Here is a 16039-nt window from a genome sequence, read left to right as displayed (position 1 = left end):
CGTCAGGAGACGGCCGCGGCGGCCTCCGCGATCGCCTTCGCGTCCTCCTCGCCGAAGGTCTCTTCGAGGTGCTCCGGCGAGTAGTCCAGGTCGATCTGCTCCACCGGCATCCCGCGCGCCGACTCGATCGCGCCCAGGCGGCGCTGGGCGCGGTCCGCCGCGTACTGGACGATCTCCTGCGGGTCGTTGTCGAACGGGAGCTCCTCGAACTGGTCCTGCACCCACTGGATCATGTTCAGCGCGTGCGGCAGCAGCTCGCCCATGCGCTGCTGCACCGCGTCCCACAGGGAGTCGTCCGCGGCGACGTGGCGGCGGCAGGTGAACGTGCCCCAGGCCATGTGGCGGCGCTCGTCGTCGCCGATGCGGCGGACCAGTTCCTGCATGCCCGGCAGGATGTCGTGCTGGGTGCAGATCAGCTGCCACGAGTAGTAGCCGGTCAGCGCCAGGCTGCCCTCGATGACGTGGTTGTACGTCACGCTCGCGCGGATCTGGTTGAGCGGGCTGGGATCGTCCTCCAACGCGCGCAGCGACTGCGGCAGCTCCTCGTAGAACAGCTTGCGGTAGTGCGGGTTTTCGGCGACGAACGGGTGGAGGTCGTCGGTCAGCCCGACCGCGTCCATCCAGCGCCGGAACACCTCGGTGTGCTTGGCTTCCTCGAAGCAGAACTGCGTCAGGTACATCTCGTCGCCGAACCGGCCGGTCGCCGACATCGCCCGCATGAACGGCTGGATGTCCTCGGTGACGGCCTCCTCGCCGGCGATGAACTGCGCGACCAGGTACGTCGTGCTGCGCTTCTGCTCGTCGTTGAGCGTGTCCCAGCCTTCGCGTTCGCGGCTGAAGTCGATGTCCGCCGGGTTCCAGAACTTCTTGTTGCCCTTGACGAACAGGCGAAGCGGGAACGAGTCCCAGTTCAGCCCGCCCCGGCGCAGGGAGGAAAAGCCGGTCCGCAGCTCCGGCAGCGTGTCGGTCATCGTGTCACTCCGATAGGCGATTCAGTGGGCGAACTGGCGGATGGCGGGTGCCATGACGGCGGTGACGGCGTCGGCTGCTTCGGCCGCCGAGTGCGTGGAAAGCACCAGGTGCGACAGGGAAAGCCGGACGACGGTCTCGGCGAGCAGGGCCGCGCTTTCGGCGGACAGACCGGGTTCGAACTCCCGGTACTGCTCCGCGGCGAGGTCGGCGGCCGCGGTGAGGATCGGCTCGCCCTTCGTCGTGAGCAGGGGGAGCAGGTCCTCGCCGGCCTCGGTGCCGAGCGCCGCCGCGACCAGGCGGTTCTCCCGCGCGTGCTCGATCGTGTAGACGACGGCGTGGTGGATGCCCGCCAGAAGCCCGTCCGCCGTTTCGAACCGCTGCCGGATCCCGTCGAGGAACTCCGACGCGGTGCGCAGCGCCACCGCCTGGGTCAGCGCCGCCTTGTTCCCGAACTCGTTGTAGACCGTTTGCCTGCTCACGCCGGCCTTCGCGGCGACGTCGGCCATCCGCAGGCCCGCGTGGCCGCGGTCCGGCAGCAGGTCGGCGGCGGCGTCGAGCAGGGCTTCGCGCAGGGACGCCTTCGTCCGTTGGGTGAAGCTGGTCACACCTTCACCTTGACACAGATCACTCCGGTGTCAAGGCGCTGTACATGATCGGTTGACGTGTAAAACTGTCGGTCCCTCCGGCTAACGTGTCGGTCGTGGGCATCACCGTGGGGTTCGACCTCGACATGACACTGATCGACGCCCGGCCGGGGATGGCCGCGGCGATGAACGCGCTGGGCGCCGAATCCGGCCTGCCGCTGGACGGCGAGGCGTTCGCGGCCAACCTCGGGCCGCCGCTGGACGACATCCTGCGCGGCTTCGAGGCACCCGAGGAACGCATCCCCGGGCTCGTCGACCGGTTCCGCGCGATCTACCCCGAGGTGGTCGTCCCGAGCACGGTCGCGCTGCCGGGCGCGGTCGAGTCGCTGCGCGCGGTGCGGCAGGCCGGCGGGCGCACGCTGGTCGTCACCGGGAAGTACGGGCCCAACGCGCAACTGCACGTGGACGCGCTCGGGCTCGACGTCGACGAGGTCGTCGGCGAGCTGTGGTCGACGCAGAAGGCCGAGGCGCTCCTGGCGCACGACGCCCGCGTGTATGTCGGAGATCACGCGGGCGACATCCGGGGTGCGCTGGCCGCGAACGCCATCGCGGTCGGCGTCACGACGGGGCCGTGCGATCGCGCGCTCCTGCTGAGCGAAGGAGCGGAGGTGGTGTTCGAGTCGCTGACGGAGTTCCCGGCGTGGTTCGAGAAGACGTTCGCGGCCGTGCCCTAATTCTTGGCGCGGGCCTCGATCACCAGCGCGATCAGGCCGAGCAACAGGCCCAGCGGCGTGATGACCCCGGCGGCGACCGACAGCCAGATCGGCAGGTTCTCCAGGCCGGCGGCGAACATGATGAACACCGCCAGCACGGCGAGCATGCCGAGGCCGAAAAGCCCGATGCCGACGCGCATCAGGAACGGTTTGCCGGGAGCGGCCACGGCGGCCTCCTTCGTCGCCTTACTCATGACGGAGAGGGTATCCGCCGGTATCGGCTTCTCCCCAGGGCGTGTGGCGAGATACCCTTTACCCAGCGCGCCCTGGGTACGCCCCGGGCGCGTTAGTCGTGAGCGGACAGCAGAAGGACTGGTGAGGGAAGTGCCGACCGGCAAGGTCAAGTGGTACGACGCGGAGAAGGGGTTCGGGTTCGTCACGCAGGACGGTGGCGCCGACGTCTACATCCGCAAGGCCGCGCTGCCGCAGGGCGTCGAGGGGCTCAAGGCCGGGCAGCGGCTCGAATTCGGCGTGGCCGACGGCCGCCGCGGGCCGCAGGCTCTTTCCGTCCGGCTGCTCGACCCGCCGCCGTCCGTGGCCGAGGCGCGTCGCCGCCCCGCCGAAGAGCTGCACGGCCTGATCGAGGACATGATCAAGCTGCTGGAGCTCAAGGTGCAGCCGGACCTGCGGCGCAACCGCTACCCGGACCGCAAGCACACCAAGCAGATCGCCGAGATCATGCGTGCGGTCGCCCGGGACATCGATCCCTAAGCGATCCCTACGCCTCCAGCCGGAGGCCCCAGACGTCGCTGGGCAGCAGGCCCGACTCGCCGGTGCTCGCGTTCAGCACAGCCGTGTACTTCTGCACGTCCACCGCGGAAATGCGATCGGCAGGCGTGGGCGGCGTCACGGTATAGGCGTAGCGGTCGAGTGACGTGAACGGGATCGGGTCGCTCTGCTTGTACTCGCCCTGCGGGGTGACGTACTCGTAGACGATCTGCCACGGCGCGTCGGCGACCTCGCCGGGCACCGAGATCTGCACCGGCTTGCCCGGGCGGACCTTCAGCGTCTGCGTGTCGCCCTGGGCGCTGCACGGCTGCGCGAGCTTCTGCGCGTAGTCGCACGTGAGCACCGGCGTGGTGTTGATCGTGTGGCCGTCGGCGTAGAAGGTGACCTCGGCCGGGCCCGGGGCCGAGCACCCGGCCACCGCGAACCCACCGGCCGCAAGCAGGGCCACCACCCGGGAACGTCGCATGGGCTCAGACCCTACCGGCGGGGTGCGGAGTCCCTGGGCAGGCCCTGGGCCGGGAAGCTCCCGGTCGGCTCCGGCCGCAGCGGCCGGTCGCCACCGAAGCCCGGCACGAGCGAGCCGCCGCGGCGCACCAGGTACGTCTGGGTGAGGCCGACGGCCAGCACGACCGTGATCACCAGGAAGCCGATCCAGTACGTCGGCGGCAGCAGCAGGCCCGCGCCACCGCCGAGGCACCACGCCAGCTGCAGCACGGTTTCCGAGCGGCCGAACGCCGACGCGCGCGACTCCTCGGGCAGGTCCTCCTGGATGACGGCGTCGAGGCTGATCTTGGCCAGCGCGCTGGCGGTGGCGCCGACCAGGCCGACGATCGCGGCCGTGGCCAGCCCGGGCAGGATCGTCGCGACCAGCGCGGCCAGCACGCAGCCCGCCACGCACCCGACGATCACCTGGTCCGGGCTGCCGAAGTGCAACCGCGAGCCCAGCGCGTTGCCGAGGAACCCGCCGGCGCCCGCCGCGGCGCCGATCACGCCGAGCAGGAGCAGCTGCATGAACGGCGTCTGCCCGGTGCCTTCGGTCTGCGCCTTGACCGCGAACGCGGCGAACATCATCAGGAAGCCGGTGAGCACGCGCACCGAGCCGTTGCCCCACAGCGCGACGACGATGTGGCGGCCCAGCGGCTGACGGCGTTTCTTCTCCTTCGGGTGGGCCGAAAGCGACGTCGGGACCTCGCCCTCGGTCGCCTCCACCCAGGCCGGGATCCGCATCGACTGCACCGCCGCGGCGACGCAGATCAGCGCGGTGAACCAGAGCGCGCCCGCCGAGCCGGTGATCGCGTTGACGCCGCTGGCCAGCGCGCCGAACACACCCGCGGCGACCAGGCCGAACGTGGTCAGCCGGGCGTTCGTCTTGGAGAGCGTGATCTCCGAGGGCAGCACTCGGGGTGTCACGGCGGCCTTGAGCACGGTGAACGACTTCGACAGCACCATCATCCCGAGCGCGGCCGGGTAGAGCAGCCAGTCGTCGAAGTGCAGCGCCATCACGACGGCCATCAGGCCCTGGCCGACCGAAGACGCGCACATCGCCAGCCGCCGGCCGCGCTGCACCTTGTCGAGCGCCGGCCCGATCACCGGCGCGACCAGCGCGAACGGCGCGATCGTGATGAGCAGGTAGAGCGCCACCTTGCCCTTGCTCTCGCCGCTGGTCGCGGCGAAGAAGAGCGTGTTGGCCAGCGCGATCGCCATCGCCGCGTCGCTGGCGTAGTTCAGCATCACGGCGTAGGTCAGCGAGGTGAGGCCGGACTTCTCGGCGCCGTCGGCCTTGGTCGCGCGCTGGAAGGCGTCGACGGCCTGGCCGGTCAGCTGACGGCTGCGCATCGCCGCCACCCGCGTGACGGTGATCTTCTTCGGCAGCTTCGGCGTGCCGCCGGGCGTCCGCGGCTCTTCGCTCGGCGGCGCCTCCGGCTCCGGCGGCCGCGGCTCGCCCGCGTAGCCACCGGTGTCGTAGTGCTCGTACTCGCCGCTACCGGGACGGCGTTCGCCCTGGTAGAAGCCACCGGGCGGCTCGCGGCGCACCGGCTCGGTGCGGTGCGGGTCGTAGGGCCGCGCCCCGCGCGGGGGCGGACGGCGTCCGGACGGCGCGGCGGCGGTGGGCGCCTCGTTCGCGTTCGGCACGCGGCCGTCGTGGAACCCGCCGCGCGGCGGCTGCACGGGCCGTTCGACGCGGGTGGGCGGCGGCGCGCTCTGGTGCGCGACGCGGGTGGGCGGTGGCTGGCTGCCGGGCGCGGCCGCGTCCCGCCAGTCCCTGGCCTGCGCCGCGCCGGGCTCCGGCGTCCAGCGCCGCTTGGACTTCCGGCCGCGCGGCTGACCCGACCGGGTGCCGTCGGAGTCGGAGCGGGAGCCGAAGAGTGCCACGTGTCAATCCTGCCTTACCGGGGGCCGGTTCCGCCTGCTCATCCGTGCTTTCACGCCGGAGCCGGGACGAACCTCACCCGGAACGTGACCGGCCACTGCTTCCCGGTGAGCAGGAAATCGCCGGTGCCCGGAACGGCGGCGATACCGTTGAGCACGGCTTCGGCGTCCGTCGCGTTCACTTTCGCGCGCAGCTGACCTGCGTCGATCGTCCCGGTGACGTGTCCGGTGGCGGCCTCGATGCGCAGCACGGTGTCGGTGTGCCAAACGTTTGCGTAGACGTCTCCGCCGACGCACTCGAGCTCGTTGAGCTGGTCCCGGCCGACCTCGACGCTCCCGGTGACGGCGAAGGTCTTCGGGTCGCGGAAGGTGAGCCGCGAGGAGCCGTTGCTCATCACGAGCCGGCCGTCGGCCTGGTGGCAGAGCCCCCAGCCTTCGCCCTGGAAGGGCACGCGCCGCAGCTCGGCGAGGGTCCGCGCGTCGCGTTCGATGGCGAAGCCGTCCTGCCAGGTGAGCTGCCACAGCGTCGGCCCGAGGACGGTGACGCCCTCGCCGAACAGCGGCGACGGCAGGGTGGCGGTGGTCCGGGGCGGCCCGCCGGCCGGGCCCGCGGTGAGGGTGCTCTTCCCGGCGAGCCCGGTGCTCTCGTAGAGGGTGTCACCGGCGAACTCGAGTCCTTCGGTGAAGGCGGCGGGGTCGTGGGGCAGGGTTTCGACGACCTGGACGGTGAGCCGTGCCGGCCCGGGTTCCTGCGCGGGGGCGCTGGCGCAGCCGCCGAGCGCGGCGGCCAGCAGCAGGGAGGTGACGATCGGCGTGCGCACGATGAACAGCCTGGCACGGGCGCCGCGGATGCGTGCGGCACAATTGGCCGCATGACTCTGCTGCTGACCCTGGACGACGGTTCCGTGCAGCGCAAACTCGCCGACGCGGTGGAGTTCGCGCGAGCTGCGGTGCTGGAGGACGCACCCGAGGAGCAGCTCGGCACGCACGTGGGGGTCACCCGCGAAGACGCGGTGACGGCGAGTCACCTGTTCGAGGCCCAGGTCCCGGGCTACGGCGGCTGGCGCTGGTCGGTGACGGTGGCCCTGGCGGGCGACGACGAGCCGGTGACGGTGAGTGAGGTCGTCCTGGTCCCGGGCCCGTCGGCGCTGGTGGCCCCGGCCTGGGTGCCGTGGGAGCGCCGCGTCCGCCCGGGCGACCTGGGCGTCGGCGACATCTTCCCGACGGACGAGAACGACCCCCGCCTGGCCCCGGCGTACCTCCAGTCGGACGACCCGTCCGTGGAGGAGACGGCCCGCGACGCAGGACTGGGCCGGGTCCACGTGCTGTCCCGGTTCGGCCGCACGGACGCGGCGGCCCGCTGGCACGCGGGCGAGTTCGGCCCACGTTCGGACATGGCGCGAAGTGCCCCGGACGTGTGCGGGACGTGCGGGTTCTTCGTTCCGTTGGCGGGCTCACTGCGCGGAGTGTTCGGGGTGTGCAGCAACGACATCGCCCCGGCGGACGGCCACGTGGTGGACGTGGAGTACGGGTGCGGAGCGCACTCGGAGGTAGAGGTCGAGGTGACGTCATCGATCCCGGTGGCGGAGCTGGTGTACGACGACTCGTTGCTGGACTTCGCACCGGCTCCTGGGGAGGCGGTGGAGACACCGGCGGCGGAGGGGGAGACGGGGGTCGCGGAGTCGGACGTGTCGCCGGCGGACGTGGAGCCGGAGGTCGCCGAGGTTGGGGAGCGGGCCGAGGGTGCGGTTGCGGAGCCGGTGGAGGCCGATGCGGCCGAGGCACGGACAACCTCCGAACCGGTGGTAGCGGAGGTCCCGGAACCCGCGGCGGCTGAGCCGGCGCAGGCCGAGGCGACGGATGCGGTCGAGGTGCGGGCAGTGCCGGAGCCTGCGGAAACCGAGCCGGAGCAGGGTGCGGTGGCCGATGTGGCTGAGGTGCGGACCGCGCCCGAGCCGGTGGTGGCAGAGGTGCCGGAACCCGCGGAGGCTGAGCCGGCGCAAGCCGAGGTGACCGATGCGGCCGTGGTTGGGGCGGCTTCGGAGCCGGTGGAATCGTCGGTGGTGGCGGAGGCTGAGTCGGCGCAGGCCGATGCGGCTGAGGTGCGGGCGACCTCCGAGCCGGTGGTGGCGGAGGTGCCGGAATCTGCGGCGGTTGAGCCGGCGGATGCGGCCGAGGTGATCGGTGCGGTTGCCCCGGAGACAGCCTCGGAGCCGGCTGAAGGTTTGATGCCGGAAGGCTCGGAGGGGGCTGCCGCGGGTAGCGAGGTGGCTGAGCAGGATTCTGCCCCGGAACCCACTCAGGCTGAGGCCACCGATGTGAGTGACCCGGCGAGCGTTCCTGAGCCTGCCGAAGGAGAACCCACGCAGGCTGAGGTCACCGACGCCATTGCGCCGGTGGCTGGTGAGGTGCAGGGTGATGAAACGCGAGCCCCGCTCGACGCTGACCGGTGAGCGATCACGCGTTTGCTGCTGATCCCTTTGGGACCGCGCAGCTTCGGGACACCACCCTGCGCTCCTGGCGGGAGTCACCCACTCGGCTGATCGAGGACACCAACGTCGAACGTGATCTGCGCGTTGGTGCCTATCGGGATCGGCTCTTCGTCGAGCTTGCGCAGAATGCCGCCGATGCCGCCATGGCCGGGGGGTTGGCTGGGCGGGTTCGGGTGTCCCTTGTGGACTCTGAACTCCGGTTCGCCAACACTGGTGCGCCGCTCGACGCTCGTGGGGTTGCCTCGCTTGCTTCGCTGCGGGCCTCCGGCAAGACCGGGGACACCGTTGGGCGCTTCGGTGTCGGCTTCGCGGCCGTGCGGACCGTTTCCGATGAACCTCGCGTTCTTTCCACCACCGGCGGGGTTGTCTTCTCCGCCGAGCGGACCCGGGAAGCCGTCGGCGTCGGTGGTGACGTTCCCGTTCTGCGGCTGCCTTGGCCCTTACCTGCCGATGTTCCGGCCGGTTTTGACACCGAAGTTCGGCTTCCGTTGCGGGATGGCGTTGACGGGCAACGGCTTCTGGACGAACTCGCCGCGGATGTCGGTGACCTGCTGCTCGCCCTGCCGTGGCTGGCCGAGTTCGAAGTGGACCGTCGCGTTTGGACTCGGAAGGCCGACGGTGACGTCGTCGAAATCGAGGGTCCGGAAGGGAAAACGCGCTGGCTTACCCATCGCGGTGACGTCGTGTGGGCTGTGCCGCTCAAGACCGACGGCACGCCGGAGCCGCTCGAAGAAGACGTTTTCCGTGCGCCCACGCCGACCGATGACGGGCTTTCGCTGCCTGCCCGGCTTCTTGCGTCCGTTCCCGTCGAGCCCTCGCGTCGGCGGGTGCTTCCCGGTGCTGAACTGACGGAAGCGCTTGAGCGGGCCGCGAAGGAATACGTGGGGCTGGTACGGCTTCTGCCGGATGAACAACGGTTCGCGCTTGTTCCCAAGCCCGGGTTTCCGAAGTCCACTGTGGATGCGAAGCTGCGTGACGAGGTACTTGCCACGCTCAGTGCCGAACCCTGGCTGTCCACTCAGGACGGTGTGGAGGTCTCCGGGCGCCAGGCTCGGGTGCTTGACGTCGACGTGCCCGGGTTGCCGCAGCTGCTCGCCGATCTCGTGCCGGGCCTGCTGAAGGGCTCGGCGCCGGCGCAAACGCTGAAAGCCGTTTCCGCGCAGGTGATCGGCATCGAAGAGGTGCTGGAAACCCTGACCGGCGTCACCCGGGATCCCGGGTGGTGGCGGGATGTCTACGCCGCTCTCGCTGTTGCCGTCGAGTCGCACGCCCTTGCCGGGGAACGGCTGGACGGGCTGCCCGTTCCGCTGTCGGATGGCCGGACGCTGCCCGGTGCTCGTGGGTGCCTGCTGGTCGACGGCTCGGCCGAGCTGCTCGAACTGCTGTCCGATGTGGACATTCCGGGGCTGCGGCTGGTGCACCCCGCCGCGTCGCATCCGCTGCTGGAACGGTTGGGGGCCAAGCACGCCGACGCGCGGGAGCTGCTCAACTCCGATCAGCTGCGTGACGCCGTCGAACGCAGTGTCGAAGATGTGCGGTCCGGTTTGGACGGTACGACGCTCGCCGGGGCCGTGCTGCGGTTGGTTGCCGACTGCGGGGACGATGCGCCGCCGTGGGTCGGCGCGCTTGCCCTGCCGGGTACCGATACCTGGCGCCGGGCCGATGAGCTCGTTCTTCCCTCCTCGCCTCTGCTGGACATCTTCGACGAAGAGGTCTTCGAGGAAGATGGTGCCCTCGACGTCCTCGACGAGGACTTCGCCGAAGACTGGCCACAAAGCACGCTCGAAGCCGCCGGGGTGCTCGACTCGTTCGCCGTCGTCGTCGACGACGAGCCGCACGAACCCGATCACGACCTGCCCGACGAAGAAGCATGGTGGGACTCGCAGCCCGAGCCGCCCACCACGCTCGTCGCGCTCCGGGACCTCGATCTCGTCGCCGACGACTCCTGGCCCGCCGCCCTGCAGCTAATCGCCGCGCGGCCCGAAACCTGGCACGCCCTGCGCACGCCGCGGGGGCACGCTGCCTGGTGGATCGCCCAGTACGCCGTGCTCGACGGGGCTGCGCCGAACGAGTGGCGGCTGCCGGACGCCGATCTGGCGGGGCTCTTCGACGAGGTTCCCGACGTCGGCCTGAACGAAGACCTGCTCAGGATCGCCGGGGTGCGCGCCGACCTCGCCGTGTCCACTGTGGACGAGGCCGCCGACCTGCTCGGCCGGCTCGCCGACCCGGGACGCGTCGTCTCGCTCGGGCTGACCACGCGGGCCTATGACGCCGTCGTCGAGTCCGGAGTGGAGCCCGGTGCGCCGCGGGCCGTCCGGGCCGCGGACGGGTCCGTTGTGGACGACGCCCTGGTGCTGGACGTGCCGTGGGTCGCCGGAGCGCTCGAACCCGGCCAGTACGTGGTCGCCCCCGAGGACCCGGAACGGCTCGCGGACCTGCTCGACCTGCCGCTCGCGAGCACCGAGGAAGCCCAGGTCACCAGCGAAGGCGAGTACGCGCCTTGGGCCGAGCTGCCCGCGCTGAAGCTCGTGGCGGACCTGCTCGGCGTCCGGCTGCCCGACGGTGGCGTTCTGGTGCACGACCCGCTCACCGTGCGCATCCAGGGCACCGAGCACGACGTCCAGTGGTGGTCCGACGACCGGCTGCACGCGGCCGACACGTCCGAGGGGCTGGCCCGCGCGTTCGCCTGGGCGGCCGGGCGCTGGCCCGACCGGCACCTCATCACGGCCCTCCTCGACGACCCCTCGCCGCGGACCCTCCTGAGCTGAGCTGAGGAGCTAGAGCCGCTGGGCCGACTTCGAGCCGCGGCGGGCGGCGGCGCGCTGCCAGGCGATGATCGCCATGCCGACGAAGCCGAGCGCGAACCCGGCCAGCGCCGTCTGCACCCAGAGCCCCGAAGTCGTGAAGAAGAGCACCACCAGCGAGACAGCCCAGATCGAGGTGCCTACGATCACCACCGGCGTCAGGTCGGTCAGCTTCTTGGGCAGCTCCGGCGTGTGCCGCAACGAGCCCGTAACCTCCGGTGGATTGATCGGTTCACTCACGAGGTGCAGGGTACTCCGCAGCAGCGAGAGAATGGGCAGGCGAATGGCGGAGCAGGAGACGACCCGCACCGGGACGTCCACACTGGACCGGTTCTTCAAGATCACCGAGCGGGGCTCGACCGTGCCGCGCGAACTGCGCGGCGGGCTGGTCACCTTCGTCACGATGGCCTACATCGTGGTGCTGAACCCGCTGATCATCGGCAGTTTCTCGGCCGACGACGCGGGCGCGCACAAGGACGTCCTCGGCGGCATCCTCCCCGTGCCGCAGGTCGCCGCGGTGACCGCGCTGGTCGCCGGGGTGATGACCATCCTGATGGGCCTGGTCGCGAACTACCCGTTCGCCATCGCCACCGGCCTGGGCATCAACAGCCTGGTCGCGGTCACCATCGCCCCGCAGATGACCTGGCCCGAGGCGATGGGCCTGGTCGTCATCGAGGGCGTGATCATCGTGGCGCTCGTGCTCACCGGGTTCCGGACCGCGGTGTTCCGGGCCGTGCCGGCGTCGCTGAAGTCCGCGATCGCCGTGGGCATCGGCGTGTTCATCTGCCTGATCGGCCTGGTCGACGCCGGGTTCGTGCGCCGGCTGCCGGACGCCGCGCACACCACCGTCCCGGTGGGCCTCGGTATCAACGGCTCGATCGCCTCCTGGCCGACCGCCGTGTTCGTCGTCGGCCTGCTGATCACCGGCGTCCTGGTGGTCCGCAAGGTCAAGGGCGCGATCCTGATCGGCGTGCTGTCCTCGACCGTCCTCGCGATCATCGTCGAGGCGATCGTCAAGGCCGGGCCGTCGCAGGGCACCAACCCGAAGGGCTGGAACCTCGGCTACCCGGCGCTGCCGGACCAGGTGCTCGGCCTGCCGAACCTGTCCCTGGTGGGTGACGTCTCGTTCGGCGCCTGGACGCGGCTGCCGATCATCACCGTCTGCCTGCTGGTGTTCACGCTGGTGCTGGCCGACTTCTTCGACGCCATGGGCACCATGACCGGCCTCGCCAAGGAGGCCGACCTGCTGCCGGCGGACGGCCAGCTGCCCAACGTCGGCAAGGCGCTGTTCGTCGAGGGCCTCGCGGGCGCGGCCGGCGGTTTCGGCTCGGCCAGCTCGAACACGGTGTTCGTCGAGTCGGCGTCCGGCATCGCCGAAGGCGCGCGGACCGGCCTGGCCAACGTCGTCACCGGCGTGCTGTTCATCGCCGCGATGTTCCTGACGCCGCTCTACCAGGTCGTGCCGGTCGAGGCGGCCGCGCCCGCCCTGGTCGTCGTCGGCGCGATGCTGATGTCGCAGGTTCGCGACATCGACTTCACCGACTACTCGATCGCGCTGCCGGCGTTCCTGACCATCGTCGTCATGCCGTTCACGTACTCGATCGCGAACGGCATCGGCGCCGGCTTCGTCAGCTACGTCGTGATCCGCGCGGCCACCGGCAAGGCGCGCCAGGTGCACCCGCTGATGTGGGTGATCGCGCTGGCGTTCGTGGCCTACTTCGCGGTCGGGCCGATCCAGGCGGCGTTCCGCTGATCAGCCGGCGCCGCCGACCTGCAGCGCCGCGTCGAGGACGCCCCGGTTGCGCTCGAACTCGGCCGGCGGCGCCTCGAACCGGATCGTGATGAGGGTGTCGCCGACGCCGAGGCCGACCACGGCAGCCCGCCGCGGATTCCCGCCGTTGGGATCGGTGTAGTCCCATTCGGCGGCGTCGCGGTAGAAGATCTGCGCGTGCTCGGTGACGGTGCCGCCGTGGCCGGCCGCCTTGGCCACGGCACGGAGACCGCTCACCGGGTCCTCCTGCTCGAGGGGAACCCGGTCGGTCTCCAGCAGGAGATCGCCGTGGCGGTAGCTGGCGCGGTCCTTCTCCTCGGTGACGGCCCAGCCGGTCGGGACCGGGATCTCGATGTCGAAGCCGCCGGTCCCGCGCCCGCCCTCGGCCGGGAAGTCGTAGATCTGCTTGGTCTCCTGGTAGGGCAACGTGGTGGTCGTCGGCGCCGGTGTCGTCGGCGGCGGCGCGGCCGCCGGCGTGCCGGCATCGCCGCCGAAGAACTGTGCCGCCACGATCGCCGCCACCGCCACGCCGACCACGGCCGTGCCCACCAGCTTCTTGTTCATCCGACCCCCAGGTCTCGTCCTGGAGAGGACGCTCGAGCCCCGGTGGGGTTGCGGTGGAGATCACCCGCGCGGCCGAAGTTTCGTAAGGTATGCTAACTATATGTCCGGCGACACGCACGAACGCTCCTTGGCGAGCCGGTTGCGTCTCGCGGTGGTCCGGCTCAACCGCCGGCTTCGGGCACAGCGCGTCGGGGACGACCTCACGCTGACGCAGGTCGCCGCGCTGTCCACCCTGCACAAGTGCGGTGCGTTGACCCCGGGTCAGCTCGCCGCGAAGGAAGGCGTCCAGCCACCTTCGATGACGAGGGTGATCGCCGCGCTCGAAGACCTGGGGTTCGTCGAGCGGCGCCCGCACCCGACCGATGGCCGGCAGGCCATCGTCGAGCTGTCCGAGAGCGGGCTGGCGTACGTGAAGAAGGCGATCTCCGTCCGGGAGGCGTGGCTGGACCGGCAATTGGCGGAACTCGGCGACGAAGAGCGTGAAGTGCTCTCGAAAGCCGCTGAGATCATCGACAGGATGGCGGGGAACTAACCACGGTGACGGCCACGGGTAGCGAAACCAAGCGTTCGACTCAGACCACTGCTACCCGGGACACGGCCCCACCGCCGTCCGCTTCACCGCCATCCCTGCCCCGGCGCGGCGGCATGTTCGCCTCCCTCCGGGTCCGCAACTACCGGCTGTTCTTCACCGGCCAGGTCATCTCGAACATCGGCACCTGGATGCAGCGCATCGCCCAGGACTGGCTGGTGTTCACCCTCAGCGGCAACAACCCGATCGCCCTCGGCATCGCGGTCGCGCTGCAGTTCACGCCGACGCTGCTCCTCTCGCTGTGGGCCGGCGTCCTCGCCGACCGCGTCGACAAGCGGCGGCTGCTCACCTGGATCCAGACGGCGGCGTGCCTGCAGGCCGCCGTGCTGGGCGTGCTCGACATCAGCGGGGTCGTCGCGCTGTGGCAGGTCTACGTCCTGTGCTTCACCCTCGGGGTGACGGCGGCGCTCGAGGTGCCCACGCGGCAGTCGTTCGTCGCCGAGATGGTGGGCCGCGACCAGATCGCCAACGCCGTCGCGCTGAACTCCTCCATCTTCAACATGGCGCGGATCGTCGGGCCGGCGATCGCCGGGTTCGCGATCACCTGGATCGGCACCGGCTGGCTGTTCATCGCCAACGGGCTCAGCACGGTCGCGGTGATCACCGGGCTGGTCCTGATGAACCCGGACAAGCTGTTCCGCGTCGCGGCCGTGCCGCGCGAGAAGGGGCAGCTGGCCGAGGGGCTGCGGTACGTCCGCCGCCGGTCGGACCTGATGACGGTGATGGTGCTGGTGCTGTTCGTCAGTACGTTCGGCATCACGTACTTCAGCTCGCTCCCGATCGTCGCCGCGAACGTCTTCCACACCGCGGCCGACGGCTACGGCCTGCTGTCCACGCTGGTCGCGGTGGGCACGTTCACCGGCGCCGTCATGTCGGCCCGCCGCGGGACGAAGGGCCGGCCCCGGGTCCGGCTCATGCTCGTCTCGGCGTTCTTCCTCGGCGTGTTCGAGCTGATCACCGGGTTCATGCCGACGTACCTGACGTTCGGCCTCGGCCTGATCCCGCTCGGCTTCGCCACGATGACCTTCCTCAACACGGCGAACGCGCTGGTGCAGACGTCGGTCAGCCCGGAGATGCGCGGCCGCGTGATGGGGCTGTACGTCCTCGTGCTGATCGGCGGCAACCCGGTCGGCGGCCCGATGGTCGGGTGGATGGCCCAGGAGTTCGGCGGGCGGTCTCCGTTCTACATCGGCGGGGCGGTTTCGGCCGTGGCCGCGGTGGTGTGCGCGGTGGTGCTGATCCGGCGGGGTGGTGTGTCGTGGCCGGTGAAGCGGGGGCTCGGACTGCGGGTGCTGAAGCGGGCGAAGGTCTGACGGGGCGTATCGGTTCGAGTTCATGGCGTGACCGTATCGACGGCCACCGACAAAATCCGGGTTCGAACACCAGCCTTCCCTCGAAAGAGTGAGATCGGGGTCTCCGAGCCGGACCTCTTGCCGCAAGAGATGAGGTTAGGCTAACCTCATACATGTCCGCTTCGTGGTGGGAGCGGCAGTCAGTTCGGGAACGGACGGAGCCCCGGCCCTGGGAACCCCAGGCCGGGGCTTCGTTCACGTCAGGGCAGTGTCCGGCTGGGGCACGCCGGCGGTCAAGGGACTCTCACCCGGCGGTACCGGCAGCCGCGGCAACGTCATGCCGAAGTACACGCGGTACGCCAGCCGGACGGCCTCGGGGGAAGGCAGCACCACCTCGTTGCGGACGCCGTCGACCGTCTCGATCAGGCGGTCGCCCGACAGCGTCACCCGGCCCGCGGACGTCGGGCGGGAGCACGTCAGGGACTTCGTGAAGTGCGACTCCGGCGACGTCGTCTGCCACCACGCCATCGGGACGAAGTCGGCCAGCGGGCGGGGGCGGCGCTCCAGGCGGTACTGCGGCTCGCCGTCCAGCAGGACGTCGATGTCGCCGTGCGGGGCGTCCAGCAGCAGGAACTCGCCCTCGGGGTCGGGCTGGGGGTCCACGGCGGACAGCCGCAGGGGGTGCCGGGCGAACCGGCCGAACCCCACGTCGACCAGCCAGTCCTCGCCGTCCAGGGTGACGACGATGGCCGCGTGGTCCAGGGGCGGGCCGGGTGTGCCGTCGGCGTGGAACACCTGCGCCGCGTGCAGCGAGGCGTCGTACCCCAGCGCGCGCAGCAAGGCGGCGAACAGGCCGTTCAGCTCGTAGCAGAACCCGCCCCGGCGGCGGTGCACGACCTTGTCGAACAGGGCGTCCTCGGCCAGGACGACCGGCTCGCCGAGGTGGCTGCTCAGGTTCTCGAACGGCACCGCGGTCAGGTGGCGTTCCTGCAGGTGACGCAGCGTCGCGAGGTCGGGCGCCGCCGGCCGGGCGGCGCCGAGGCGGTCCAGGTACGCGTCGATGTCCATGCGCCAAGCCAAACACCTCGACCACGCTCGA

At 70.8% G+C, this 16039-nt stretch carries 15 protein-coding genes and 1 pseudogene; 7 read left to right on the top strand and 9 right to left on the bottom strand.

Annotated features, from left to right (window positions below):
- Positions 1 to 2: 2 nt before the first annotated feature.
- Both ABZW17_RS34225 and ABZW17_RS34220 read right to left on the bottom strand, forming a co-directional pair.
- Positions 3 to 971 (bottom strand): R2-like ligand-binding oxidase, encoded by a 969-nt coding sequence (locus ABZW17_RS34225; RefSeq protein WP_354823410.1) that lies wholly within the window; start codon positions 969 to 971, stop codon positions 3 to 5.
- 21 nt (positions 972 to 992) lie between these two features.
- Complete coding sequence (locus tag ABZW17_RS34220; protein ID WP_354823408.1) at positions 993 to 1577, bottom strand: TetR family transcriptional regulator; 585 nt, start codon at positions 1575 to 1577, stop codon at positions 993 to 995.
- A gap of 95 nt (positions 1578 to 1672) precedes the next feature.
- On the opposite strand from ABZW17_RS34220, the pseudogene ABZW17_RS34215 reads away from it, so the two are divergent.
- Positions 1673 to 2287 (top strand): annotated as a pseudogene (locus tag ABZW17_RS34215) (HAD family hydrolase); the annotation flags it as partial.
- Here the strand turns inward: ABZW17_RS34215 and ABZW17_RS34210 are convergent.
- Positions 2287 to 2523 (bottom strand): hypothetical protein, encoded by a 237-nt coding sequence (locus ABZW17_RS34210; protein ID WP_354823406.1) that lies wholly within the window; start codon positions 2521 to 2523, stop codon positions 2287 to 2289. The pseudogene ABZW17_RS34215 and the gene ABZW17_RS34210 sit on opposite strands and share 1 nt — an antisense overlap.
- A 130-nt stretch (positions 2524 to 2653) precedes the next feature.
- Between ABZW17_RS34210 and ABZW17_RS34205 the strand changes: the two genes are divergently transcribed.
- Positions 2654 to 3040: a cold-shock protein gene (locus ABZW17_RS34205; protein ID WP_013230216.1), complete on the top strand. Its 387-nt coding sequence runs from the start codon at positions 2654 to 2656 to the stop codon at positions 3038 to 3040.
- Positions 3041 to 3047: 7 nt separating this feature from the next.
- Here the strand turns inward: ABZW17_RS34205 and ABZW17_RS34200 are convergent, their stop codons facing one another.
- From ABZW17_RS34200 to ABZW17_RS34190, 3 genes are read right to left on the bottom strand one after another with little or no spacing between them, the layout of a single operon-like run.
- Positions 3048 to 3524 (bottom strand): DUF2771 family protein, encoded by a 477-nt coding sequence (locus tag ABZW17_RS34200; protein WP_354823404.1) that lies wholly within the window; start codon positions 3522 to 3524, stop codon positions 3048 to 3050.
- An 11-nt stretch (positions 3525 to 3535) separates the two neighbouring features.
- The gene (locus ABZW17_RS34195) at positions 3536 to 5431 is read right to left on the bottom strand and encodes an MFS transporter (RefSeq protein WP_354823402.1); all 1896 of its coding nucleotides are present in this window, start codon (positions 5429 to 5431) and stop codon (positions 3536 to 3538) included.
- A gap of 50 nt (positions 5432 to 5481) precedes the next feature.
- Positions 5482 to 6249 carry a glutaminyl-peptide cyclotransferase gene (locus ABZW17_RS34190; RefSeq protein WP_354823400.1) on the bottom strand — a complete coding sequence of 256 codons (768 nt, stop codon included), beginning with the start codon at positions 6247 to 6249 and terminating at the stop codon, positions 5482 to 5484.
- A gap of 51 nt (positions 6250 to 6300) precedes the next feature.
- On the opposite strand from ABZW17_RS34190, the gene ABZW17_RS34185 reads away from it, so the two are divergent.
- Both ABZW17_RS34185 and ABZW17_RS34180 read left to right on the top strand, forming a co-directional pair.
- Entirely contained in the window at positions 6301 to 7881 is a 1581-nt protein-coding gene (locus ABZW17_RS34185; protein WP_354823398.1) for a DUF3027 domain-containing protein, read from the top strand.
- Positions 7878 to 10688, top strand: a complete 2811-nt coding sequence (locus tag ABZW17_RS34180) for a molecular chaperone Hsp90 (protein ID WP_354823396.1) — start codon at positions 7878 to 7880, stop codon at positions 10686 to 10688. The genes ABZW17_RS34185 and ABZW17_RS34180 overlap by 4 nt, the downstream gene beginning before the upstream one ends.
- A gap of 9 nt (positions 10689 to 10697) precedes the next feature.
- On the opposite strand, the gene ABZW17_RS34175 is transcribed toward ABZW17_RS34180, so the two are convergent.
- Positions 10698 to 10925: a DUF2530 domain-containing protein gene (locus ABZW17_RS34175; protein WP_354823514.1), complete on the bottom strand. Its 228-nt coding sequence runs from the start codon at positions 10923 to 10925 to the stop codon at positions 10698 to 10700.
- An 82-nt stretch (positions 10926 to 11007) separates the two neighbouring features.
- On the opposite strand from ABZW17_RS34175, the gene ABZW17_RS34170 reads away from it, so the two are divergent.
- Positions 11008 to 12477, top strand: coding sequence for an NCS2 family permease (locus ABZW17_RS34170; RefSeq protein ID WP_354823512.1), 1470 nt, complete (start codon positions 11008 to 11010; stop codon positions 12475 to 12477).
- On the opposite strand, the gene ABZW17_RS34165 is transcribed toward ABZW17_RS34170, so the two are convergent.
- Entirely contained in the window at positions 12478 to 13059 is a 582-nt protein-coding gene (locus ABZW17_RS34165; RefSeq protein ID WP_354823394.1) for a hypothetical protein, read from the bottom strand.
- Between the two features lie 100 nt (positions 13060 to 13159).
- Between ABZW17_RS34165 and ABZW17_RS34160 the strand changes: the two genes are divergently transcribed.
- Positions 13160 to 13591 carry a MarR family transcriptional regulator gene (locus ABZW17_RS34160; protein ID WP_354823392.1) on the top strand — a complete coding sequence of 144 codons (432 nt, stop codon included), beginning with the start codon at positions 13160 to 13162 and terminating at the stop codon, positions 13589 to 13591.
- A 113-nt stretch (positions 13592 to 13704) separates the two neighbouring features.
- A complete protein-coding gene (locus ABZW17_RS34155; protein ID WP_354823390.1) occupies positions 13705 to 14961 on the top strand; it encodes an MFS transporter in 1257 nt (418 codons plus the stop codon).
- A gap of 234 nt (positions 14962 to 15195) precedes the next feature.
- Here ABZW17_RS34155 and ABZW17_RS34150 read toward each other — a convergent pair whose 3' ends face one another.
- Positions 15196 to 16008 carry an arylamine N-acetyltransferase gene (locus ABZW17_RS34150; RefSeq protein WP_354823388.1) on the bottom strand — a complete coding sequence of 271 codons (813 nt, stop codon included), beginning with the start codon at positions 16006 to 16008 and terminating at the stop codon, positions 15196 to 15198.
- Positions 16009 to 16039 lie beyond the last annotated feature (31 nt).

Origin of the sequence: Amycolatopsis sp. NPDC004625, assembly GCF_040609695.1 — a bacterium.
GTDB lineage: Bacteria > Actinomycetota > Actinomycetes > Mycobacteriales > Pseudonocardiaceae > Amycolatopsis.
The sequence above is the reverse complement of the archived record's forward strand: the minus strand, read 5'-3'. Positions and strand labels throughout refer to the sequence as shown.

Excerpts from the sequence above, each read along its gene's own strand:
- ABZW17_RS34225 (WP_354823410.1), bottom strand. The coding sequence starts at position 971 with ATGACCGACACGCTGCCGGAGCTGCGGACCGGCTTTTCCTCCCTGCGC.
- ABZW17_RS34210 (WP_354823406.1), bottom strand. The coding sequence starts at position 2,523 with ATGAGTAAGGCGACGAAGGAGGCCGCCGTGGCCGCTCCCGGCAAACCG.
- ABZW17_RS34200 (WP_354823404.1), bottom strand. The coding sequence starts at position 3,524 with ATGCGACGTTCCCGGGTGGTGGCCCTGCTTGCGGCCGGTGGGTTCGCG.
- ABZW17_RS34185 (WP_354823398.1), top strand. The coding sequence starts at position 6,301 with ATGACTCTGCTGCTGACCCTGGACGACGGTTCCGTGCAGCGCAAACTC.
- ABZW17_RS34170 (WP_354823512.1), top strand. The coding sequence starts at position 11,008 with ATGGCGGAGCAGGAGACGACCCGCACCGGGACGTCCACACTGGACCGG.
- ABZW17_RS34165 (WP_354823394.1), bottom strand. The coding sequence starts at position 13,059 with ATGAACAAGAAGCTGGTGGGCACGGCCGTGGTCGGCGTGGCGGTGGCG.
- ABZW17_RS34160 (WP_354823392.1), top strand. The coding sequence starts at position 13,160 with ATGTCCGGCGACACGCACGAACGCTCCTTGGCGAGCCGGTTGCGTCTC.
- ABZW17_RS34155 (WP_354823390.1), top strand. The coding sequence starts at position 13,705 with ATGTTCGCCTCCCTCCGGGTCCGCAACTACCGGCTGTTCTTCACCGGC.
- ABZW17_RS34150 (WP_354823388.1), bottom strand. The coding sequence starts at position 16,008 with ATGGACATCGACGCGTACCTGGACCGCCTCGGCGCCGCCCGGCCGGCG.